20 protein-coding genes are annotated in these 21,622 nt (G+C 70.7%); 6 read left to right on the top strand and 14 right to left on the bottom strand.

Annotation, left to right across the window (positions count from 1 at the left end; all coding sequences use genetic code 11):
* Nucleotides 1-13: 13 nt before the first annotated feature.
* Together ACZ4NT_RS28725 and ACZ4NT_RS28720 are read right to left on the bottom strand one after the other, a co-directional pair.
* Nucleotides 14-544 (bottom strand): SigE family RNA polymerase sigma factor, encoded by a 531-nt coding sequence (locus tag ACZ4NT_RS28725; protein WP_121408923.1) that lies wholly within the window; start codon nucleotides 542-544, stop codon nucleotides 14-16.
* Nucleotides 545-900: 356 nt separating this feature from the next.
* Nucleotides 901-1,365, bottom strand: a complete 465-nt coding sequence (locus ACZ4NT_RS28720) for an STAS domain-containing protein (protein WP_467728214.1) — start codon at nucleotides 1,363-1,365, stop codon at nucleotides 901-903.
* Nucleotides 1,366-1,725: 360 nt separating this feature from the next.
* Between ACZ4NT_RS28720 and ACZ4NT_RS28715 the strand changes: the two genes are divergently transcribed.
* From ACZ4NT_RS28715 to ACZ4NT_RS28705, 3 genes are all read left to right on the top strand, one after another.
* On the top strand, nucleotides 1,726-2,115 hold the full coding sequence (locus ACZ4NT_RS28715; protein ID WP_467728213.1) for a VOC family protein: 390 nt from the start codon (nucleotides 1,726-1,728) through the stop codon (nucleotides 2,113-2,115).
* A gap of 244 nt (nucleotides 2,116-2,359) precedes the next feature.
* The gene (locus ACZ4NT_RS28710) at nucleotides 2,360-2,662 is read left to right on the top strand and encodes a hypothetical protein (RefSeq protein WP_467728233.1); all 303 of its coding nucleotides are present in this window, start codon (nucleotides 2,360-2,362) and stop codon (nucleotides 2,660-2,662) included.
* A gap of 101 nt (nucleotides 2,663-2,763) precedes the next feature.
* Nucleotides 2,764-2,931 carry a hypothetical protein gene (locus tag ACZ4NT_RS28705; protein WP_183117227.1) on the top strand — a complete coding sequence of 56 codons (168 nt, stop codon included), beginning with the start codon at nucleotides 2,764-2,766 and terminating at the stop codon, nucleotides 2,929-2,931.
* Nucleotides 2,932-3,107: 176 nt separating this feature from the next.
* On the opposite strand, the gene ACZ4NT_RS28700 is transcribed toward ACZ4NT_RS28705, so the two are convergent.
* The 4 genes from ACZ4NT_RS28700 to ACZ4NT_RS28685 form a co-directional block, all read right to left on the bottom strand.
* A complete protein-coding gene (locus ACZ4NT_RS28700; protein ID WP_467728212.1) occupies nucleotides 3,108-4,046 on the bottom strand; it encodes an alpha/beta hydrolase family protein in 939 nt (312 codons plus the stop codon).
* Between the two features lie 205 nt (nucleotides 4,047-4,251).
* Nucleotides 4,252-4,953 carry an acetoacetate decarboxylase family protein gene (locus ACZ4NT_RS28695; protein ID WP_467728211.1) on the bottom strand — a complete coding sequence of 234 codons (702 nt, stop codon included), beginning with the start codon at nucleotides 4,951-4,953 and terminating at the stop codon, nucleotides 4,252-4,254.
* Nucleotides 4,950-6,662, bottom strand: a complete 1,713-nt coding sequence (locus tag ACZ4NT_RS28690) for an FAD-dependent oxidoreductase (protein ID WP_467728210.1) — start codon at nucleotides 6,660-6,662, stop codon at nucleotides 4,950-4,952. The genes ACZ4NT_RS28695 and ACZ4NT_RS28690 overlap by 4 nt, the downstream gene beginning before the upstream one ends.
* Nucleotides 6,659-7,312 carry a TetR/AcrR family transcriptional regulator gene (locus ACZ4NT_RS28685; protein ID WP_467728209.1) on the bottom strand — a complete coding sequence of 218 codons (654 nt, stop codon included), beginning with the start codon at nucleotides 7,310-7,312 and terminating at the stop codon, nucleotides 6,659-6,661. The genes ACZ4NT_RS28690 and ACZ4NT_RS28685 overlap by 4 nt, the downstream gene beginning before the upstream one ends.
* 192 nt (nucleotides 7,313-7,504) lie before the next feature.
* Here ACZ4NT_RS28685 and ACZ4NT_RS28680 point away from each other — a divergent pair, with 192 nt between their 5' ends.
* Nucleotides 7,505-8,836, top strand: coding sequence for a flavin-containing monooxygenase (locus tag ACZ4NT_RS28680; RefSeq protein ID WP_467728208.1), 1,332 nt, complete (start codon nucleotides 7,505-7,507; stop codon nucleotides 8,834-8,836).
* 299 nt (nucleotides 8,837-9,135) lie between these two features.
* Here ACZ4NT_RS28680 and ACZ4NT_RS28675 read toward each other — a convergent pair whose 3' ends face one another.
* From ACZ4NT_RS28675 to ACZ4NT_RS28650, 6 genes are all read right to left on the bottom strand, one after another.
* The gene (locus ACZ4NT_RS28675) at nucleotides 9,136-9,999 is read right to left on the bottom strand and encodes a MurR/RpiR family transcriptional regulator (RefSeq protein WP_467728207.1); all 864 of its coding nucleotides are present in this window, start codon (nucleotides 9,997-9,999) and stop codon (nucleotides 9,136-9,138) included.
* 112 nt (nucleotides 10,000-10,111) lie between these two features.
* Complete coding sequence (locus tag ACZ4NT_RS28670) at nucleotides 10,112-11,401, bottom strand: cyanophycinase (protein WP_467728206.1); 1,290 nt, start codon at nucleotides 11,399-11,401, stop codon at nucleotides 10,112-10,114.
* A gap of 368 nt (nucleotides 11,402-11,769) precedes the next feature.
* Nucleotides 11,770-12,987 (bottom strand): M20 family metallopeptidase, encoded by a 1,218-nt coding sequence (locus tag ACZ4NT_RS28665; protein WP_121408932.1) that lies wholly within the window; start codon nucleotides 12,985-12,987, stop codon nucleotides 11,770-11,772.
* Nucleotides 12,984-13,748 carry an amino acid ABC transporter ATP-binding protein gene (locus ACZ4NT_RS28660; protein ID WP_467728205.1) on the bottom strand — a complete coding sequence of 255 codons (765 nt, stop codon included), beginning with the start codon at nucleotides 13,746-13,748 and terminating at the stop codon, nucleotides 12,984-12,986. The genes ACZ4NT_RS28665 and ACZ4NT_RS28660 overlap by 4 nt, the downstream gene beginning before the upstream one ends.
* Nucleotides 13,745-14,710 (bottom strand): amino acid ABC transporter permease, encoded by a 966-nt coding sequence (locus tag ACZ4NT_RS28655; protein ID WP_121408934.1) that lies wholly within the window; start codon nucleotides 14,708-14,710, stop codon nucleotides 13,745-13,747. The genes ACZ4NT_RS28660 and ACZ4NT_RS28655 overlap by 4 nt, the downstream gene beginning before the upstream one ends.
* Nucleotides 14,711-14,712: 2 nt before the next feature.
* Nucleotides 14,713-15,660, bottom strand: coding sequence for an ABC transporter substrate-binding protein (locus ACZ4NT_RS28650; RefSeq protein ID WP_467728204.1), 948 nt, complete (start codon nucleotides 15,658-15,660; stop codon nucleotides 14,713-14,715).
* A 350-nt stretch (nucleotides 15,661-16,010) separates the two neighbouring features.
* Between ACZ4NT_RS28650 and ACZ4NT_RS28645 the strand changes: the two genes are divergently transcribed.
* Nucleotides 16,011-17,441 carry a pre-peptidase C-terminal domain-containing protein gene (locus ACZ4NT_RS28645; protein ID WP_467728203.1) on the top strand — a complete coding sequence of 477 codons (1,431 nt, stop codon included), beginning with the start codon at nucleotides 16,011-16,013 and terminating at the stop codon, nucleotides 17,439-17,441.
* Nucleotides 17,442-17,644: 203 nt separating this feature from the next.
* Entirely contained in the window at nucleotides 17,645-18,823 is a 1,179-nt protein-coding gene (locus tag ACZ4NT_RS28640; RefSeq protein ID WP_467728202.1) for an alkane 1-monooxygenase, read from the top strand.
* Between the two features lie 53 nt (nucleotides 18,824-18,876).
* Here ACZ4NT_RS28640 and ACZ4NT_RS28635 read toward each other — a convergent pair whose 3' ends face one another.
* Nucleotides 18,877-19,797, bottom strand: a complete 921-nt coding sequence (locus ACZ4NT_RS28635; RefSeq protein WP_121408937.1) for a hypothetical protein — start codon at nucleotides 19,795-19,797, stop codon at nucleotides 18,877-18,879.
* A 703-nt stretch (nucleotides 19,798-20,500) separates the two neighbouring features.
* A complete protein-coding gene (locus ACZ4NT_RS28630) occupies nucleotides 20,501-21,496 on the bottom strand; it encodes a LacI family DNA-binding transcriptional regulator (RefSeq protein WP_467728201.1) in 996 nt (331 codons plus the stop codon).
* Nucleotides 21,497-21,622 lie beyond the last annotated feature (126 nt).

The raw sequence follows: 21,622 nt of genomic DNA, 5'->3' as shown, positions 1-21,622 counted from the left end.
TCACGGGGCCCGTTCACCTGCTACCTCCCTGTCCGCCGGACACCGTGCGACTGGCGGCCAGCCCCGGATGCGCCCGCAACTTCGCCAGTCCCTTCGACGCCTGGCTCTTGACCGTGCCGGTCGAGCAGCCGAGAACCTCGGCGACTTCCGCCTCGGAGAGGTCCTCCCAGTACCGCAGCACCACCACGGCCCTTTGCCGCGCAGGCAGTTGAGCCAGCCCAGCAAGGAGCGAACCCCGCTCCTCCACCCGGCCCACGCTCTCGTCGCACCCCGCCGTCTCGGGCGGGGCCGCGGTCAGAGACTCGGTGACCCGGCGCTTGCGGAACCGGTCGCTGTTGCAGCTGACCAGCATCCGCCGGACATACGCCTCCGGGTTGTCGGTGCGCGAGATACGCCGCCAGGACCGGTACGCCTTGGCCAGCGCGGTCTGCGTGAGGTCCTCCGCGTGGTGGACGTCCCCCGTCAGCAGATAGGCGGTCCGCACCAGTCGCGACCACCTCGCCCTGACGAACTCCTGGAACCGGTCCTCTTGTTCGGCCTGCATCGAGCACCCTCCCTCGCCCTCCAGACCACCGTCCGGGCGGATTCGGTTGCCTGGAATCCCAGGCGAAATCGAATCGCGGGTGGCGAGTGGGGCGCAGGGGACGCGCGGGATGAGGGCCGGTCGGCTGATTACGGACCGTGATGCAGTCGGTGAGAGCGCAGTGGAGGTTCGTGGGGCTGTGATCGAGCGGGCAAGTCGCTGAGCGGCTGTGGTCGATGGAACGCGGATGGCGGCGGATGCCGGGGCCGGCTCGGCGGCGCGCGGCTGACCGGGCAGCGGCGCGCTCGGTCACGTCCGGGTCGGCTCCAGCGCTTCACCGGTGGGCCCTGCGGGGCCCGGCAGTGCCGCCGGTGGTGTCAGGCCGTCATCGTCGGACGCCGGTTCGTGTCCTGGCAGACGAACCGGTACAGCGACGCCTTGACGTGAGTGCGTACCTTCCCGCCTCTGGACGGCCGCGCCGACGGACAGCACACGTGGCTCCATGCCTGGGCCTGCGCGACGGTGCGGGTGACGCGCAGGATGTGCTCCAGCCCCGCGTCGTGGAGCATCTCGGCCACTTGCGGCTGACGGGCCGTGATGCACAGGAAGACGCGTTGCCGGTCCGCGAGTTGACGCAGGCGCAACAGGAGGGGGAGGAACGCGGGGGAAAGCCCCGCGGCGTGGACGTCGATGATGGCGGCGGGTGTACGGCAGCGCCTCAGCGCGCCGGCCAGCTGCTGCTCGACGGCGCCGAGCCCATCGGCGTCGTCGGTGTCGTCCGCCGTCAGGTGCAGCTCGATGACCTGGTGAGTCCGATCGATGCGGTAGCTGTGCGTGTTCAAGGCATCCTCCCGCGCGCACGCGCCCATCCCTGCTGTGGCCGCCTGCTGGCCCCTGTCCCAGGTACCACGTTCGACAGTCCTCACACCCGACGGATCGAGCGCGGTTCTCGTGCCCCCACCCGCCCGGCCCGGTAACTCCGGGCGGACCGGCCGCAGCGTCGTGCCACGGCCGGGTAATTGCAGAGGCTTCCCAACCCTCCCCTGGTACCGCGAATGTGCTGCCGACGCTGCCTCAGCGGTGCGGTCTCGCAACTGCCGTCCGGGGATGGCAGACCTACAGCCGACTCGTCCGTCACGGGGACCCACATGCGTGTGACAGCGGCAGAGAGCGGTACCGTCACCGCTGGGGAGGGCCACAGCATGGTGGATTCACGTGGGCGGATCAATGCCCTCATCATCGACGCGAGCGACCCGGAGCGGCTCGCCGCGTTCTGGTCCGAAGTGCTCGGCAGGCCGGTCGTCGGCCGCACCGGACCGTACATATGGCTGCAGCGGGTGAACGGCCTCGGTCTGGGCTTCCAGAAGACCGGCGAACCCAAGTCGGGAAAGAACCGCATGCATTTCGACATCTCCGCGCCCGACCCTACCGCCGAACAGCAGCGAATCGAGGGGCTCGGTGGACGCAGGCTGGCGGAGTACGCCGACGGCGGTTTCCTGGTGATGGCCGACCCCGAGGACAACGAGTTCTGCATCATTCCCGACGGCCCCTTCGAACTCGACGATGACGGACGCGCGAACTACCTCGGTTGACCGGCCGCCACAGCCGAGTCGAAAGACAAGTTGCAGCCGTGCCTGGACTCTGCCGGTCGGGCGCCCCGTCCGGTGCGAGGCGGCCAGGGTTCCCGGCAGTGTGCGCCACCCGGAGCGCGAGCACGTGCTCACGCCGACGGGCCAGGCCACGTCTTCCGCGCGTGGGGACTCAAGGAGACCGAGGGCCTGACCCGGGGCGGACGCGGTGGGCCGCGCGCGTCATCATGGGCTCGTGACGACGTGGATGCGCTGCTACTGGGACGAAGACGACATCTGGTTCTACTTCGAGGTCGACGCCGAGGGCTGGGTGACCCGACAGATCGAGTTCCAGGGCCCCGCACGGACGCCGATCGCGGCTGCGTCCCTTGACGAGTGGCAGCAGGCCTGCACCGCGGGCCGGCTCGGCGAGTACGACTACAGGTTCGGGATCACATCTGAACTGCCCGTCTCGGAATGGGAAGGCCATGACCCGAAGCAGCTGACCGGCGAGGAGTTCGAGGAACTCTGGGAGACCGCCCGACGGCAGATCACGGCGCGGCTCCGCTGACCTCGCCGCCCCCGCAGGCCCCGGCGTTCGGGCGCGAGCTGATCAGGTGAGTTCAGGGCCCGCCGAACGCGCTTCGCCCCCACGTCGTCGTTCAATCGGGCATGCGAAACATCACGCGCGTCGCCGCGACCCTGGCAAGCTCCGTCGTCGTCCTCGGGACCCTGACCGCTCCCAGCGCCTCGGCAGCGCCTCTTCCCGGCAACGGACTCGGTCAGAGTCTTCCCATGCTCTACGCCATCCTCGCCTTCGTCCGACGGTCCTTCCTCTGACCCGCACGCGGCGCAGAAGGACGTGACCGCGCTGCTCGCCCCGGCGCGGCCACCAAGCCCGCAGCAGCACCCATGGCCCGCACGCCCTCCGCACGCACCGTCCCCCGGGTTCGTCGCCGGCGGTACGAGCGGCGTAGGCATCCCCGACAAGGGGTGCCTACGCCGGTCGGGTCGGGTCAGGGCTTGGCCGAGTAGGTGACGCCGGGCAGGTTCTGGGCCGCGGAACCCCAGACCTGGTCGTACAGGGAGCTGTCACCATCGAGGGTGTAGAGGAGGTAGGCCGTGGTGACCCCCTGGGTCAGCTTCTGCTGGGCGGCCCGGGTGATGGTTCCGCCGTCGCAGCCGAAGCCCGAGCTGTCCTCGAAGCCGCAGTGGAACCCACCGGTGATGACGCGGAGTTGAGCGGGTGCCCGCTTGGCGTCGTACATCTTCTGCTGGTTGTCGGCGACCCCCGCGATCGAGTCGGCGCTGCCGCCGACGAACTGCGCGGGAATGCCGAGCGCCGCGGTGGCCGCGATCGCGGAGGGACTGGTCTCGGCCGCCGCCAGCGTGGAGACGCTCTTGACGGCGCTGTTGCGACCGGCGGCCAGCAGCGAAGCGCCGCCGCCCATCGAGTGGCCGGTGAGACCGAGGTGCGCGGTGTCGACGGCGCCGGAGAACCGGGATCCGCTGGTGGCGTTCTGCGCGGTGAGCCAGCCGAGCGCGGCGTTCAGGTCGTCGGCGAACGCCGCGTGGCTGGGGAACAGGCCCCCTTGGGACTTGGGGACGACGGTGATGAATCCCCACGACGCATAGTGCTTGAGCAGGCTCTGGTACTGCGAGATGTTCTGGAAGAAGCCGTGCCCGAAGGCGAGTCCGGGGTGAACACCCGCCGCGACGGGGGCGTTCGCCCCGGCAGTCGTGCCCGGATACCAGACCCGGGCGCTGAACGAACGGCCGGAGGCCGACACGGTCAGGTCCGTGTAGGCGACGGCGAAGGAGCCGGGCGCCGACGGGTCGACAGCCGCCGGGACGGCGGGGGTGGCGGCGACCGCAGGGGAGGCGGGAGCGGCGGCGAACACGACTGCCGCGATCAGCAGCAGCGCTGGAAGGGGTCGTAGGAGTGCACGGAACACGGTTTCACCTTCTCGGTCCGGGTGGGATGAGGGGGGTGCCGAGCGGTTCTTTAGTTGCGTACATGACAATCAAGGGACTGACTGTTCCCGGTTGGAACATCTGTGGGCCGCACGGGCCGACGGCACGCCGCGGCTGCCGCCCCTCCTGAGCGAGCGGTGCGCCGGGCCCGGGGCAACGGTCTTCCGTGTGAGCGAACGGGGGGTCTCAGCCGCCGAAGCGAAGCCGGAAGTCGCGTAGCCCCAGACTCAGCAGCGGTGCGCGGCGGCCCAGCGCCGCCAGCGGGCCGGCCTCCGGGACGGTCCACCGGCCGCGGGCGAGAGCGAGAGCGGTCCTGGTGCGGACCCGGCTCGTCTTGACCTGCCCGTCCAGCGTCTGCGCGACTCGGTACGTCAAGGGCCAGCGGCCGGGGATGCGCCGGGTTTCCGTGAACCGGCACTGGGCCAGGGACCGGCCCCCGCTCTCGGCGGTGACCCGTATGCCGTCCGTCCGCTCGACGTCGAAGACGGCCATTTCCTTGGGTATGCCCCACAGGGCGCGGCCGCCGGCGCGTGAGGCCTCGCTGTCGACCCAGATGTCGGTGATGCAGACCCTCGGCCGTCCGCCGTCGCGGACCAGGACCGCCCGCAGCACCTCGTTGTAGCGCAGGACGCTGTCGTTCTCGTAGCAGACGCATGCGGCGCCGACGCATCCGCGGCCGCCCACCGTCAGGGGTACGGTGCCGTCGGCGACGGCGGGCAGTTCCGAGCGCGGCACCAGCCACAGCGAGAGGTACATCTGGCCGGCCAGGAGCCAGGGTTCTTCCGGGTAGCCGGGGCGCTCGTCCCCGGACGGCACCGCGGACGGTGGCTGCCGAGGTGTCGTGGCGGAGTGAGCGGTCGGTCCGGGGTGCTCGGAGGGGGAGGTCACCGCGAGCCCTTTCTGGTCGGAGGTGGCAGGCGCAGGGCCCCGGGAGCGTCGGCGGGCACGGCGGGCCGGCGGGGCGGAACGGGGTCGACGCTGCGGTACGGCAGGCCCGGCGCGGGTCGGTGGTCCTGTTCGCCATTGTTGGGCCACAGGGCGGTGGCGCGCTCGGCGAGCGCGGTGATGGTGAGCGAGGGGTTGACTCCCGGGTTGGCGGAGATCGTGGAGCCGTCGACGACGTGCAGCCCCGCGTAGCCGTACAAGCGGTGGTAGGCGTCGATTACGCCGGTGTCCGCGCTGCTGCCGATCGTGCAGCCGCCGATCAGATGGCCGGTGGTCGGGACGTCGAAGAGATCGCCCCACGTGCCGCAGGCCTCTCCCCCGACCAGGGCAGCAGCGGTGCGGGCGGCCCGGTGCCCCTGGGGTATCCAGCTCGGATTGGGGGCGCCTTCTCCGGGGCGGCTGGTGAGGCGGCGCCGCCCGGTCCGGGTGCGCCGAAGGTAGGTGGTGACCGAGTTGTCGACGCTCTGCATCACCAGCAGCACCACCGCCTGCCGGGACCAGTTGCGGGGGCTGTGGACGGCCGGCAGGCGGCGAGCGTTGCGCGCCATCGCGGCGAGACCGACGAGCAGGCGTGGGCGTCCGGCGACGGGGTCGACGAGCATCGCACCGAGCAGTCCGAGCAGGTTGCTGCCACGGCCGTAGCGGACGGGTTCGATGTGCGTGGTGGCGTCGAGGTGCGCCGAGGACGTGATGGCGACCCCGTGGGTGTAGTCCGCTTCGCGTCCCTTCGCGCGGACGGCGAGGATCGCCTCGGAGTTGGTGCGGGTCAGCCGTCCGAGCCGCGGTGAGATCTCGGGCAGGGAGCCGTTCTCGCGGAGCGTGTGCAGCAGCCGCTGGGTGCCCAGTGCGCCGGCCGCGAAGACGACGTGCTCCGCGGTGAGGGTCCGGCGCTGCCGCCGGACCGGGGCACCGGTGCGCACGGAGGTGACGGCCCAGCCATGGCCGCGCTTCGTGAGGCCGGTGACCGTGCGCCGCTCGTGCACGGTGGCACCGGCCCGTTCGGCCAGGCCAAGGTAGTTCTTGGGCAGGGTGTTCTTGGCGTTGTGCCGGCAGCCGGTCATGCACGCACCGCAGTGGTGGCAGGCGTTGCGCGGGGGGCCGGCACCGCCGAAGTACGGATCGGGGATCCGGTCGCCGGGATGCGCACCCGCCGGGCCGAAGTGCACGCCGACCGGTGCGGGCCGGAAGGTGCTCTCGCAGCCGAGTTCCCGTGCGGTGTCCTTCAGCAGCCGGTCGGCCTCGGTGAAGACGGGGTTGTTCGTGACGCCCAGCATGCGCCGGGCCTGTGCGAAGTAGGGGGCCAGTTCCCCTTGCCAGTCGGTGAGGTCGGACCAGGCGGAGCCTTGGTAGAAGGCGGGCGGGGGCTCGTAGAGCGTGTTGGCGTAGCCGAGCGAGCCGCCGCCGACGCCGGCGCCGCTGAGCACGAGGACGTCGCCCAGCAGGTTCATGCGCAGGATCCCGGTGCAACCGAGACGGGGTGCGAAGAGGTAGTCCCGGATGTGCCAGGACGTGCGGGGGAAGTCGGCGTCGGCGAAGCGCCGGCCCGCCTCCAGCACGCCCGCGCGGTACCCCTTCTCGGTGAGCCGCAGCGCCGTGACGCTGCCGCCGAACCCGGAGCCGACGACGAGGACGTCGTAGTCGAAGGCCGTCATCGGTCCGCTCGCACGGTGAAGTCCGCGAGCAGTGGTGCGACCATCCGCGTGAGGTTCTCCCGCCGGACCTGTGCGTGGACGCCGGTGAGGGCGAGCGGCCCGTCCAGCCCGGGAGCGTGCGGGACGAGGGCCAGGTGCGGCAGCAGGACGAGCAGCAGGGAGAGCAGTGCGTCCAAGTCGGCGTTCTTGCACAGGTCGTGGGCGTCGACGGCCTTGTGGAGCAGCGGACGCAGGCCGGCCAGGTACAGCTCGTTCACCGGCCCGCGTACCGCGTCGCGGACGGCGGGGTCCATCTCCATGTTGGTGGCCGCGGTGACGCCGCGCTCCAGCGGGTGCGCCGTGAAGTAGTCGAGCCAGGCTTCCAGTGCGTCGACGAGGTGCGTGGGGAACGGGGTGGTGCCGTCGTAGCCGTCCAGCCAGGGCTGCATGTGGGTGTAGACACGCAGGGAGGTCTGCTCGGCGACGTACGTGAACAGGTCGAGCTTCCCGGCGAAGTACTGGAAGAGCGAGCCCTTGGCGACCCCGGCCTCACGCGCGATGACGTTGAGGCTGCCGGTCGAGTAGCCGTGCGTGCCGAACTCGTCCATCGCGGCGACGAGAACCCGTTCGCGGCGGGCCGGTGAGAGCCGGGTCCAGGTGGATGTGGGCATGGACACTCCTGCGTGTGACCGGACGGTCATGTGACCGCCCGGTCATCGTGGGGTCTTCACCTCCTGGATGTCAACGCGTCCGACAGGCACGACTGTTGGCGAGACAAGTCTGCTCCGTTGACAGGGGGATGCGGAGGGATCAGCCTGTGACCACCCGGTCAGGTGACCGGGCGGTCACAGGGGAGGTCCGCAGTGCCGAAGGTGTGTGTGATCGGGGCGGGGTCCTCCGGGATCGCCGCCTGCCAGGTGCTCGCCGCACGCGGGATTCCCTACGACTGCTATGAACTCGGATCCCAGGTGGGCGGGAACTGGCGGTACCTGAACGACAACGGCCTGTCGTCCGCCTACCGTTCGCTGCACATCAACACATCCCGTCAGATCATGGAGTACGCCAGCTTCCCCATGTCGGAGGACTATCCCGTCTATCCCGGTCATGCCCGCATAGCCGCCTACTTCGACGCCTTCGTGGACCACTTCGGACTGCGCACCTCGATCCGGTTCCGTACGGAGGTGGTGGACGCCACTCCGACGGAGGACGGCCGATGGGCGGTGACCACCCGCCGGCGCGACACCGGGCAGCGGACGCAGACCCGGTACGATGCCGTCCTGGTCGCCAACGGCCATCACTGGAAACCGCGTTGGCCGCAGCCCGCGCTGCCGGGCGCCACCGAGTTCACCGGTGCCCAGACGCACGCTCATCACTACCGCACCCCCGACGCCTTCGCCGATCGCCGCGTCCTCGTGCTGGGCATCGGCAACTCGGCCTGCGACATCGCGGTGGAGACGTCGCGTGTCTCGCGGCGGACCGTCCTCGCGACGCGGCGCGGCGCGCACATCCTGCCGAAGTACCTGTTCGGCATCCCCACGGACCATCTGACGAACTCATGGCTCGCCCGGGCTCCCCTCCCCATGCAGGACCGGGGCCTGCAACTCCTGCTGCGCCTGAGCCGCGGCCGCCTGACGGACTACGGGCTCCCCACTCCGGCCCACCGCGTCCTCGCCGCGCACCCCACGATCTCCGACGACCTGCTGACCCGGCTGGGACACGGCGACATCGTGGTCAAGCCCGCCCCACGCCGCCTGGACGCCACCCGGGTCTTCTTCGACGACGGCAGCGCGGAGGAGATCGACGCGATCGTCTACTGCACGGGCTACGACATCTCCTTTCCGTTCCTCAAGGAGGAGCTGATCGATCCGAGCGACAACGCCCCGGGGCTCTACCGCCGTGTCGTGGCACCCGAGCACCCCGGCCTGTATTTCATCGGCCTCGTCCAGCCGCTCGGCGCGATCATGCCGTTGGCGGAGGCCCAGTCGCACTGGGTGGCCGACCTGCTGCAGGAGCGGTGCGCTCTGCCCCCGGTCCCGGCGATGCTGGATGAGGTCCGCGCCTACCGTGCCCGCCTGGCGCGCCGCTACGTGGCGTCGACGCGGCACACCATCCAGGTGGACTCGGGGGCGTATCTCAGGGAACTGGCGAGGGAACGCAAGCGAGGTGCACGGCGGCGGAAGGCGGCCGCCGCGTGAACGGCGACACGTCGTCTCCGTCCGGCGACCGATTCCCGGACGACAATCCCGCAGCTGCCACGCCGCGGGGCACCGGCCGGATGCCGGACGACCGGTCCCGCAGCTCCGGCCCTCCACCCGCACCGTCACCGCGACCGCGCTCCCCCGCACGGTCGGCCGCCGGCCCGCCGCACAGCCCGCGGGTGCGCCCGTACACCCGCACGGTCGGCCGGACCCGGCGCTTCGTCGGCTCGCCGTCGAGGCCCTCGTGCACACGACGGGACGCGCGCACAGGACGCCGGCTGAGCTGCCCGAGCGCGTCAGACCAGGCCGATGCGGCGGGCGACGTCCTCGCCCCGCTGCATGGTCTGGTGGGCGTCGTCACCGAGTGCGGCGATGAGGCCGGCGACGACGGTCTCGATGACCGCGAGCGTGGGCACGAGGCTGTCGTACGGCGAGGGGGTGGTGACCTGGCTGGGCAGGACGACCTCGGCGTGCGTGGCGGTGGGCGAGAGCCAGGTGTCGGTGAACACGATGACCTTGCCGCCGTGCTCCTGGGTCAGCTGGGCGATGGCGAGCTTGTCGTCCTCGTATCTGCGGTAGTCGAAGATGACGAGCACGTCGCGGCGGGTGAGTGAGGCGAGGACGGCGGTGCGTTCGACATCGCGCTCCGGCAGGAAGCGGACGTCGGCGCGCATCTGCATGAGGTGCAGTCCGAGATACTGCGCCAGCAGGTGGGTGAACCGGCCGCCGACCAGGGTGATCCGGCGCTTGCGGTCGGACAGCAGGGTGATCGCGTGTTCCAGGTCGTGCGGCGGAGTTTCGGCCAGCGTCTGGGAGACGGCGGCGGTGAACAGTTTGCTGCTGCGCGCCATGAGCCCCGCGGCCGAGTCGGCGCCGGCGGTGTCGTCGGCGGTCTCGTACAGGGAAAGCGGTGAGGCGTTGCGCTCGTCGAGCTCGCTGCGCAACGCCGCCTGGAAGTCGGGGTAGCCGGAGTAGCCGAGGCGGCCGACGAACCGCAGGACGGTCGGGGCGCTCACGGCTGCCCGCTCGGCGATCGTCGCGATGGTCTCGAAACCGCTGGAGGGGTAGCCGGACAGCAGCACGCGGGCGACTTTGCGTTCGGCGGGACTCAGGGTGCCCAGCCTGGAGCGGATGTCGTCGGCGAGTGTGCCGGTGGCCATGGCGGTTCCTTTCCGATCATGTGGTGCGCACGGGGCGAGCCTAGTACCCGTGCGGCGGGAGGAGGCCGGCCCACCTTCGTGGACCGGCCGCCTCGGTCTCCGCGTCGTCGGGTTACTGCGGTGCGACGGCGATCCGCAGGCCGATGAGGGTCTGTACGGCGGTGCCGTCGCTGCTCCAGGCGGAGGAGGCCGGCGTCTTGGCGAAGGTGACCGTGAAGCGGGGTCCGGTCTCGTAGGTGGTGGCCGTCGCGGTGCGCTGGGCGCGGGTGGCGGCGAGGGCGCGTGCCGTGGTGCGGAAGGAGTAGGGAGAGCCGTCGGGATTGGCCGCCGAGAAGAAGACGTCCTCGTTGGCGGGCACGGGGTGGTCGGTACGGGCGGTGAACGGCCGCTTGTCCGGAGCGGGCTGGGCCAGTCGGCGCGCGGCGTCGTAGCGGTCGCCGTCGGTGAGGTAGGTGTACTCGGCGTCGCGCAGGGTCCATCCCGCCCGGGTGCTGCGGGCATGGGCGTGGCGCAGGCCGAGGATGCCGACGCCGCCGGGGCCCCGGACCGTCATCGTCTCCCGACGGGTGCCGGGGTGGTCGACCACGAGGGCGGTGTTCTCGTCCAGGGCGTAGACGCGGTCGTGGCCCGTGTCGGCGGCGAGGCGCAGGGCCCGGCCCTCGCGGCCGTAGGCGCCGGTGTGGGTGTCGATGAGGCCGGAGCGCAGGAAGCCGAAACCGCCGTCGGGGAAGTAGCCGAGACGGGTGGGGTCGTCGAAGTAGCCGGGGGCGCTGCCGTCGCGCAGGGCTTCGTAGGAGTCGCCGCCGCTGACCATGTCGGGACCGGAGGCGATCTGGGCGCCGGCGGACGATCCGGAGACGACGGCGCCGTGGGCCAGCTTGGCGCGGATGGCGGCCAGGACCTTGGAGTCGTGGTGGTCGTCGCCGTGCAGCAGGGTGGTCAGGTAGCGCTGCTGGTCGCCGCCGCCGAAGAAGAATCCGGTCATGGAGTTGACCTGGTCGACCACGGCGTCGGAGTCGGCGTTGGCGATGTGGTCGAGGTCGACCGGAATCCACTGGGCGTCCGCCGCGCCGTGCTTCTTGAAGAGCGTGGAGTAATAGGCGCCGTTGCAGGCGGAGTTGCTGCACCGGTCCGGATCGGCCGCGTCGGGGTCCTGGCTCTCGGGCACCGAGGCGGCGGTGAGCACGCCGATACGTGCGTCGGCTCCGCCGGCGCGCGCGATGATCTCCCCGTAGACCTGGGAGTTGTCCTCCTTCAGGCCTCCGCCGATCAGGACGAGCGAGCCGCGGGACGGCTGGGGAGCGGGGTGGGCCGCCGTGGCGGACGGGGCCGTCGTGAGGGCCAGCACGAGGGCGGTGCCCGCGGCGAGGACGACACGTCGGCCGGGGGATGGTGTGCGCATGGTGCCTCCATGAGTAGGTGCGGCTTGATGCCGTGGGGCCTTGCTTGTCCGGGTCCCGCGCGGTGCGGTGCCACGACGACGGGAGGTTCCGTCCCGTCGGCCCCGCTGCGGCCTGTGCCCCCCGGCTCCGGGGCGGCGCTTCCGCCTCGGGACGGGGTGGTGCGGCCGCCTCGGGCCGGGGCGGTGCGGCCGCCTCGGGACGGGGCGGTGCGGCCGCCTCGGCCCCGCGGCGGTGCGACCCCGGGGCGGGTCCCTGTCGGACTTACGGCGGTACGACCCGGGAGGCCGTCCCGTCGGAGTCGCCGCGAGGCGCGGCCTCGGGAGTTCCGTCCCCGTCGGTCCCACCGTGTACCGCCCCGGAAGGCGGGTCAGCGAGGGCGGCTGCCGTCGCCCAGCGACGCGACCAGCGCGGCGAGCAGCGCGACGCGCTCGGAGACGCTGCGGGTGTCGAGCCACTCCTCGGGGGTGTGGTCGGCGCCTCCGACGGGCCCCAGTCCGTCCAGGACCGGGATGCCCATACCGGCGATCAGGTTCGCGTCGCCGACTCCCCCGGTCGCGGCGGCGCCGATCTCCATGCCGAGGGCGGCCGCCGCGTCCTGGGCACGGGCGAGCATGCGTCTCGACGCAGGGGTGTCCTCCATCGGCGGGCACAGGTCGAGCCGCTCGACGGTGACGGTGGTGCCGGGGACTTGGGGGTGTTCGGCGCTCTGCCGGATCGCCTGTTCGACGCGCCGCAGATCCGCGGCCGTGGCGGCGCGGACCTCGACACGGAGCTCGGCCTCGGGGCAGACGATGTTGGCGCGCGTTCCGGCCCGTACGACACCGACGTTGACGGTGACGTCGTCCCAGTGGCCGTTGAGCGCCTGGAGGGCGACGACGAGGTGGGCCGCCGCGAGCGCGGCGTTGGCGCCGCGCTCGGGTTCGATGCCGGCGTGGGCCGCGCGACCGGTAACGGCGAGGCGGAAGTCGGCGACGCCCTTCCTGGCGACGACCAGGTCACCGTTCTCGCGGGCGCACTCCAGGCCGAGGCCGAAGTGCACACCCCGCGCGGCCTCCTCGGTGATGCCGCGGCTGAACGGCGAACCTATCTCCTCGTCCGGAGTCGCCAGGAAGACGAGTTCCCCGTACTCCTCGACTCCGTGTTCGGCGAGGATGTGCAGAGCGCTCAGGCCGGCCAGGAGGCCGCCCTTGTCGTCGCTGACTCCCGGCCCGTGAGCGAGTGAGCCCTCGACGCGGAACGGGCGCTCGGCTGCGGTCCCGTTCTCGAAGACCGTGTCCATGTGTGCGGCCAGCAGGATCTTCCGTCCTCCTTGTGCCGCGTCCAGGCGGCCTTGCTTGCGGGCGACCAGGACGTCACCCGCCCGCCGGCCGCGGAGTTCGGGCGTCGGGACCCGGTCGACGGTGAATCCGAGGCGGTCCAGACGGGCCTGGACCCAGTCGGCGACCTCGTTGACGCCGTCGGGGTGGTACGAACCGGAGTCGATGGCGACCAGGTGGGCCAGGTCGTTCAGGTACCGGGTCTCGTGGGCGCGGGCCAGGGCCAACAGCTCCTTGGTGGGCAGCTGTTGGCACAGAGGGGCGCTCACAGGACCTTGGACAGGAACGCACGGGTACGCTCCTGTTCCGGTTCGACGAGTACCTCGCGGGGGTCGCCCGCCTCGACGACGACCCCTTCGTCCATGAAGACGGCCGTGTCGCCGACCTCACGGGCGAAGCCGATCTCATGGGTGACGACGACCATCGTCATCCCGTCGGCCGCGAGTTGTCGCATCACGTCGAGGACGTCGCCGACCAGCTCGGGGTCCAGGGCCGACGTCGGTTCGTCGAAGAGCATCAGCTTGGGCTTCATCGCCAGGGCGCGGGCGATGGCGACGCGCTGCTGCTGCCCGCCGGAGAGCTGGGCCGGGTAGTGGCCGGCCCGGTCGCCGAGGCCGACTCGTTCCAGCAGGTCCCGTGCGTGGTCGCGGGCCTGGGCCCTGGCGACGCCGAGGACCTTCACCGGCGCTTCGGCCACGTTCTCCAGGGCGGTCATGTGCGGGAAGAGATTGAAGCGCTGGAAGACCATGCCGATGTCGCGGCGCCGTTCGGCGACCTCCCGCTCGCGCAGCTCGTGCAGCTTCGTTCCGAGCCGGCGGTAGCCGACCAGTTCCCCGTCGACGGTGAGCTTGCCGCCGTCGACCCTTTCCAAGTGGTTGATGCACCGCAGGAAGGTGGACTTGCCCGAGCCCGAGGGCCCCAGCAGACAGCACACCTGTCCGTGCTCGACGGTGAGATCGATGCCCTTCAGGACTTCGAGTTTCCCGAAGTGCTTGCGCACGCCTTCGGCACGCACCATGGGGGTGCTCATCGGTCCCTCTCCTTGTTCTCCTTGCGGACCAGGCCCGCGGCTCCGCCGAGCATGCGGCGCACCGGGGAGGCATGTCCGGCGCGGGTGGTGCCGCGCCCGTACCGGCGTTCCAGCCACGCCTGCGGGATGCTGAGCAGCGTCACCAGGGCCAGGTACCAGATGCTGGCGACCACGAGCATGGGGATGACCTGGTAGTTCTGGGCGTAGACGTCCTGGATGTTGGACATCAGGTCGTGGGCGGAGATGACCGACACCAGCGCGGTCATCTTCAGCATGTTGATCGTCTCGTTGCCCATCGGCGGGATGATGACGCGCATCGCCTGGGGCAGCACGATCCGGCGCATGGTCAGCGCCGGGCGCATGCCGAGCGAGTGGGCGGCCTCGGTCTGTCCGGTGTCGACGGACTGGATGCCGGCCCGCACGATCTCCGACGCGTACGCGGCCTCGTTCAGTCCGAGCGCGAGCAGGGCCGCGATCGCGGGGGTCAGCAGCGCGTTCGTCTCGGTCTGGAAGAACGTGATGTCGGTGAAGGGAACGCCTATTTTCACGTACTTGTACAGCGCCGCGGCGTAACCCCAGAAGATGATCTGCACGAGCAGTGGGGTACCGCGGAAGATCCAGACGAAGAAGGTCGCCAGGCCGTACAGCACGGGGCTGGTGGACAGCCGCATCACGGCGATCAGAGTGCCCAGCCCGACGCCGAGGGCCATGGCCGCGGCGGTGAGCCACAGCGTGGTGGTCAGACCGTCGAAGATCAGGTCGGCGAAGAGGTAGGTGCCGATGACGTCCCAGTGCAGATTCTCGTTCCTGGCGAGCGAGCCGATCAGACCGACGAGTGCCGCGATCGAGGCCGCGGCGGCGATCCACCGGCCGTAGTTGCGCACCGGGACGACTTCGAGATCCCGCGCGCTCGCACCACCGGTGCCTGCCGTGGTGTCCGCGGGAGCTTCGGTACCGAGCATGGTCAGTCCACCGCCGCGTTCCTGGTGGCTTCCTTCACCGCGATGGAGGCCACTCCGTACTTCTTGTAGATCGTGGTGAGGGTGCCGTCGTCGATCAGGTCCTGCAGGGCCTTCTGGATCGCGTCGGTCAGCTCGGGCAGTTGCTTGGTGACGGCGATGCCGTTGGGCGAGGCGTTGTAGCCGCCGGGAGCCTTCGCGTCCTCGACGAGGTCGAAGGCCTTGCCCGCGTCGGCCGTCTTGGCCGTCCAGCCGGCCGCCGGCTTGGTGAGGAGCTGGGCGACGACCTTGCCGGAGCGCAGCGCGAGCTGGGCGTCGGAGTCCTTGGGGAAGGTCTGGATGCCGATCTGTCCCTTGCCGGCCTTCTTGCACAGCGCTTGGCGGGACTTCAGGAGCGTGAGCTGGTTGGTCGCGGCCTGCACGGCGACCTTCTGTCCGCACAGGTCGTCGAGGGTGGCGATCTGTGCCGGGTTCCCGTCCGCGACCAGGATCCCGGATCCCGACTGGGAGTAGTCGACGAAGTCGACGACGCGCTGGCGGTCCTTGTTGTCCGTGATGGCCGACATCGCCGCGTCGAACTTGCCTGCCTGGATGGCGGGGACGATGCCGTCGAACTTCTGCGGGGTGAAGACGAACCGCACACCCAGCCTGGCCCCGAGGGCCTGGCCGAGGTCGTAGTCGAGGCCGGTCAGCTCACTTGCGCCCTCTTTCACGTACATCTCGAAGGGCGGGTACGGCACATCGGTCGCGACCCTGACCACACCCGACTTCTTGATCTTGTCGGGGAGAGCGTCATGCAGGGCCTGGTCCTTCTTGATCTGTACGCCGGCGACGGAGACCTTGCCGCTTCCTGCCGGGGCGGTCTCGTTGTCGCTCCCGCAGGCGGAGAGCGTCGCAAGAGCCAGGGCCACCGCTGCGGCACTCGCAGCGCGCGGGGTGAGACGAGCGTTCATCGCGGTCAAACCTCTCGGGGTGTCTGGGCCGACGGAATCGCGCCGTCGACTGCACACCAGGGAAGTTACAGATCGCACCCACATTTGGCTAGATGTATCACCCGTTACTTTCGGTTCCGGCGGGTGAGCGACCGCCGCCGACCCCAGTCATTACCGCTCCCTATCTGGGACTACGTCTCGCTCGTCGCGGCGAGAACCCACACACGCCGTCTTACATCTTCCCGTCGGACAGTCCGTCTTGTAAGTTCCGCTCACACATCACCGGTCGGGACCCACTGCCGTCGTCACACGACGAGCCGGTCCCGGCCGGCTCCTGGTTCGCACCTGCCTGCCCGACTCCCGGAGGACTCGTGTCCGTTGGCTCCCTGCGCAGATCGGCGACACCCGCCGCACTCGCGTTCCTCGCACTCGCCAGTACGCTGATCGCCGCCCAGCCCGCCCACGCCGCGGCCGACCGCGTCCGCCTCGGCAACGCCACCGATGTCAGCCGAGCCGGGTGGAACGGGCCCGCGTTCACCATGAACGGCGACGGCTCCGTGGCGCCCGCCTCCATGACCAGGGCGATCGACGCCATCCGGGGCGGCACCGGCAGTCTCGACGTCGTCGTGCTCGCCGGGTCCGCCCCGACATCCGGAAGCAAGACCCCCGAGTGCGACACCGTCATGGGCCTCTCAGGGGTCAACTCCTGTACCACCTGGACGCTCACGGCGGCCGCGGACGGCAACAACAGCCAGGTCAACACCGACATCCGCAACGCCGAATTCGTGTACTTCGCCGGCGGCGACCAGTGCCGTTATGCCGCCTGGAAGGGGACGGCACTCGAAGCCTCCGTGGAGTCCGTCGTGGCCAAGGGCGGCGGATCCGGCGGAGGGAGCGCCGGCCACCACATCAACAGCCCGATCGTCTACGACGCCTGCCGGGGCAGCGTCACCAGCAACGAGGCCCTGGCCGACCCCTATGACCCCGCCATCAGCTTCACGACCGGCATGTTCAGCTGGCCCGACTACGCGAACGTCGTCAACGACTCGCACTTCGTCGCCCGCGACCGGATGGGGCGGACCATGGCGTTCGTCGCCCGGGCGCTCAAGGACGGCCTGGCCTCCGGCGGCGCGGCCTGGGGGGTCGGAGTCGAGGAGGGCGGGGGCTCACTCTTCGTCGACAAGAACGGCCTGGGCACGCAGTACGGCAAGGACGCGTACGTGGTGCTCGGCGACCACGCCCCGGAGCAGGCGAGCGCGGGACAGCCGTTGACGTACAAGGACTTCAAGATCTGGCGGCTGACCCCGGGCAAGACGTTCGACTTCCGGAACCGTCCCACCTGCGGGTACTACCGCCGGAGCGTCACCGCCGGAGTCGCCGACGCCAACCTCTACACCGGCACCCCCGAGACCGGCTGCGGCACCCCGGGCGGCAGCACCCTGAACGAGGTCGAACCCAACGACTCCCGGGCCGCCGCCAATGACGCAACCGCCCTGGCCTCCCCCGCCTCTCTCACCGGATCCATGAAGTCCTCCTCCGACCGCGACTACTACAAGATCGCCCTCACCTCCGGTCAGCGTGCGGCCGTCCAGTGCGCCGTCCCGTCCGCATACGACGCCGATCTCTACCTCCTCGACGCGCAGGGCAGCACCGTGCAGCGCTCCGTCGACGACGGCGCCGGAACCGACGAATCCCTCGCCTTCACCAGGACAGCGTCCGGCACGGGCACGTACTACATCGACGTGGAGGCATACAGCGGGTCGGGGACCGCCGCCTACAACTGCACCGTGACCAAGAACTGACCGCGACCGACAGGCCCTCGAAGGCCACACGCACACCCCGCCAAGGGTTTCCTGACGAGTAGTCATAACGTTTACACGGGGCTCCCTTTGTCAGCACGGGGCCGGTCTGGCACCGTCTGCGGAAACCCCCGACGCGCTCCCGCCGACCTCGCGACCGGTCGGCGGGAGCGTGCCTTTCCCGAGAGTGTTCGCAGGGAGTCCTGATGGAGTCGGTGCCGAACGAAGCGCGTCCCTGGCGGGACCGCAAACGTCCCCTCTGGCCGCTCGCCCTCGCGGTGCCCACGCTGCCCTTCCAGGCAGGCGGTCTCGCCGCGGTCACCGGCCTCGACGTCTTCTGGTGGTGGGGCCCCTTCTTCGCGTTCGTCCTCATACCGGTCCTCGACCATCTGACCGGCCGGGACAGCACGAATCCCCCGGAGGAGGTGATGCCGCGACTGGAGGCCGACCGCTACTACCGGTGGTGCACCTACCTCTATCTGCCCCTGCAGTTCGGCGCGCTGGTGTGGGCATGCGGGCAGTGGGCGAGCGGCCGACTGTCCGTGGCCGACAGCCTCGGGCTGACGGCCACCACCGGCGTGGTGGCCGGGGTGGCCATCAACACCGCACACGAACTCGGGCACAAGCGCGAGCAGTTGGAGCGGCGGCTCGGCCGGATGGCGCTCGCCCAGAGCTGGTACGGGCACTTCTCCGTCGAGCACAACCACGGACACCACATCCGGGTCGCCACACCGCAGGACCCGGCCAGCAGCCGCCTCGGAGAGAGCTTCTACCAGTTCCTGCCCCGGACCGTGTGGGGCAGCCTCCGCTCCGCCTGGAACCTGGAGAAGCGCCGCCTCGGCCGCCGCGGCCGGCCCGTCCTCAGCCGGCACAACGAAGTCCTGACAGCCTGGGCGATGTCCGTCGCCCTGTTCGCGGGCCTGACCGTGGTCTTCGGACCACGCATCCTGCCCTACGCCGCACTGCAGGCCGTGCTCGGCTTCTGCCTGCTGGAGACGGTCAACTACCTCGAACACTACGGGCTGCTGCGCCGACGCCGGCCCGACGGCCGTTACGAACGGGTGGCACCCCGGCACAGCTGGAACAGCAACAACACGGTCAGCAATCTGCTCCTCTTCCAGCTTCAGCGCCACTCCGACCACCACGCGAACCCGCTGCGCAGATACCAGACGCTGCGCCACTTCGACGAGGCCCCGGAACTGCCCAGTGGATATGCGTCCATGATCGTGCTGGCCTGGTTCCCGCCGCTGTGGCGCAGGGTGATGGACCCACGGCTCGCCGCCCACTACCAGGGCGACCTGTCCCTGGCGAACGTCCGCGCGGGTGGTTCTCGCCGAGAAGGGCCCACCGGGAGCGAGGCGTCGTCCACCCCGATGAGCCCCTGACCCGCCGCTTCACGACGCCCTGGTGCGCATGTTCGGGATGCCCCACAGGCCTCTCAGTCCCGGCTGGTCTGGTAGAACGGCCACCGCCAGCGAGCCGGCGGGTCCGGTGCGCCGGTGCGGGCGCCGCCGGGGCTCGCGGCCGGCGCCCGCCGCTCCGGGTACCGGTCGGTGAACATCGTGCCCGCGTAGCCGAGCAGCGCCGGCCGGAGGAGCGTCCTCGGTGCCAGGTACAGGGCGCGCAGTTCCCGCAGCGCTGCGTCACACCGCGCGCATGCCGAACGATGCCGGTCGAAGTCCGCGTAGGCGCCGGGCGCCGAACGGCGTGCCTGCGCTTCCAGGATCCGGGTGAATCCCCGGCATCCCGGGTCCGGGGACGTCGCACCGTAGCCGTTCAGGTAACCACGGCGCAGGGCCGTCAGGGCGTGGTCGCGGTGGTAGTCGAACTCGGGGACGGCTGTCCCTGCACTCAGGGAGGCGGTCTCCCGGTCACTCCCCTCGACGTCCGCGTACCAGACGATTTCCTGCTCGAACTGCGGCAGGCCCCAAAAGGCGCGCAGCACGGCACTGTCGGCCGTCCGGTGCTCGACGACGTTCCAGGGTTCGCTCCCGCCTTCGGCCAGCCAGTCGGCGAAGGCGGGCTCAAGTCTCTGCGCCCGCGCGTCGCCGCGGCACTCGGCCGCCAGGGCCTGGACGAGCAGCAACAGGCTCTGCCGGACCGCTCGATGCTGGTCGCGGCCTGCCACCGCCGCCTTCGCTGCGGTGGCGAGGGCGTGCCGCGCGAGTTGCTGGGCGAAGCGTTCGTCCGTCACGCAGAGCCGGGCGTAGTGCAGGAGGGCCGGCATGTGACGGGTGCGGAGGAGCTGCAGCGCCTTGCATGCGCGCGGCCCTCCCTCGGCCAGACGTGCCATCAGTTCGGCGTCCGGGGAGGGGGGTTGGTGGCTCGACGCGACATTAAGTTCTGCCGACTCGGACATGTGCGCTCCTGCGGGAAGGGGAGGGCTGCGATCGTGTCGCTCTCGATCAGTCGGTCACGGTCGGTTTCCGGCCCGCGACGATGGGCCACTATGCCAGCAAGACCGCGTCTCTTCCGGGCGAGACGCTCGCTCGGGTTCGCGCATCTCGCCCCCGTACGCGGAGCGAGCGTGCCTGGCACCACGGGCACATCGGCCGTGGAGCCGGACATTCCGCGGTTGGGCCGTGCCGTTCCGAACTCCTGCCACCCCGCACCGCACCGGCTCTGACCAGCCGCTCAGCATGCAGCGGGAGTTGCGATCACTCCGCATGCACCACGCGGCGAACTCGTCGCATCCAGGCGGGAGTTGTCCCCCTCGGGGTTCCATCGCGCACGATGGAATTTCCCTCATAGCGGAATCGATTACGTGCTGGGGAACTCAACCTTGACAGATGGGCGCCCCCATCATTCACACAGGTCAGGCGGCTGCGCGTCACCTCGGCATCCGGCAGCCGTCGTAGGCATATGCCCTCGGCACGTCGACTTCCGGATCGCCTGTTGACTACGGAGCAGAGGAGATCGGGGGTACGTCGGGACCCCGAACGCCCCGCGTACGCAACGGCCGAAAGCCATCCATACGCCGCACCGTGCGGTCGACGCCGTCCGTTCCCCTCACGCCGCCGCCAGGCGGCTGCAACCCGACGGCATGCGGCTGCCGAGGCCCCTCAAACCGTCGCGCGCGCCACGAACTCCGCTTTGACCCGCACCGTCTTGTGCACCAGCCGACCGCGGCCCAGGCGCTCCGTGAGCAGTTGAGCGGCAGCCCGGCCCACCTCGGCCGCCGGATACCGGATGGTGGTCAACTGGGGCCGTACCAGGGAGGCGAAGGAGGCGTCGTCGTGGCCGATCAGGGCCACGTCTCCGGGGATGTCGATGCCCATCTCGCGCGCCTTGTCCATGGCCCCCACGGCGATCACGTCGTTGCCGCAGAACACCGCGTCCGGGCGGTAGCGGCGGCTCATGAGTTCGGCGAACCCGGCGGCTCCGGCCTCCCGGGTGTGCTCACCCCTGACCACGAGCTCGTGAGGCAGCGGCATTCCGTACTGCAGGGCGAGCGCCCTCAGCAGTTCCAGCCGGGGATCACCTCCCGTGGCGTCCCGGGGGCCGGCGATCATCGCGATGCGTCGTCGCTGCGCCGCCGCCACCTTCTCCAGGGCATGCCTGGTCGCCGTCCGCGCGTCGGGGGTCACGAGGTCCAGCGGACCGAAGGACACGTCCGCACTGACGACGACGGGCATGCCCGCGTCGGTGAGGGGCTGGAAGTCGCGGGGCCGGAGCCGGAACGGCGTGATCACGACCCCTGCGAACCGCTGCTGGACCGCCTCCACCAGGAGCGCCTGCTCCTCGTCCCGTCGCGCGCGGGTGCCGCACACGACGACGTGGAGCCCCTGGCTCCGCAGTTCCTCCTGGAGCGTGGCGGCGAGCTGCGCGAAGAAGGGGTTGGCGATGTCCGGCACGATCAGCGCCACGAGGCTCGATCTTCCGGTCCGCAGGCTGCGCGCCGTGGCGTTTATCGTGAAGCCGAGCTCCGCGATGGCGGCTTCGACCGTCGCCCGCGTCTCCGGTGCGACGGCGCGCTTGCCGGAGAGCACATAGGAGACGGTCGCGGTCGACACCCCGGCGGCACGGGCGACATCGGCCATGGTGACCCGCTCTCGCACAGCGCTCCTTCCCTCTGGGACGGTCACCCTACTGCACCGCTGTCACCACGGGGAAAGCGCTCTCAAGCGGTAGGAGGACCGCAGCCGCCCCGATCTCCTCACCGCGGGGGCCGGGGCGCCCGTACC

The sequence above is a fragment of the Streptomyces sp. NPDC026417 genome (assembly GCF_055567695.1).
Note: the sequence above shows the minus strand (reverse complement) of the source record. Positions and strands in the feature narration are given on the sequence as shown.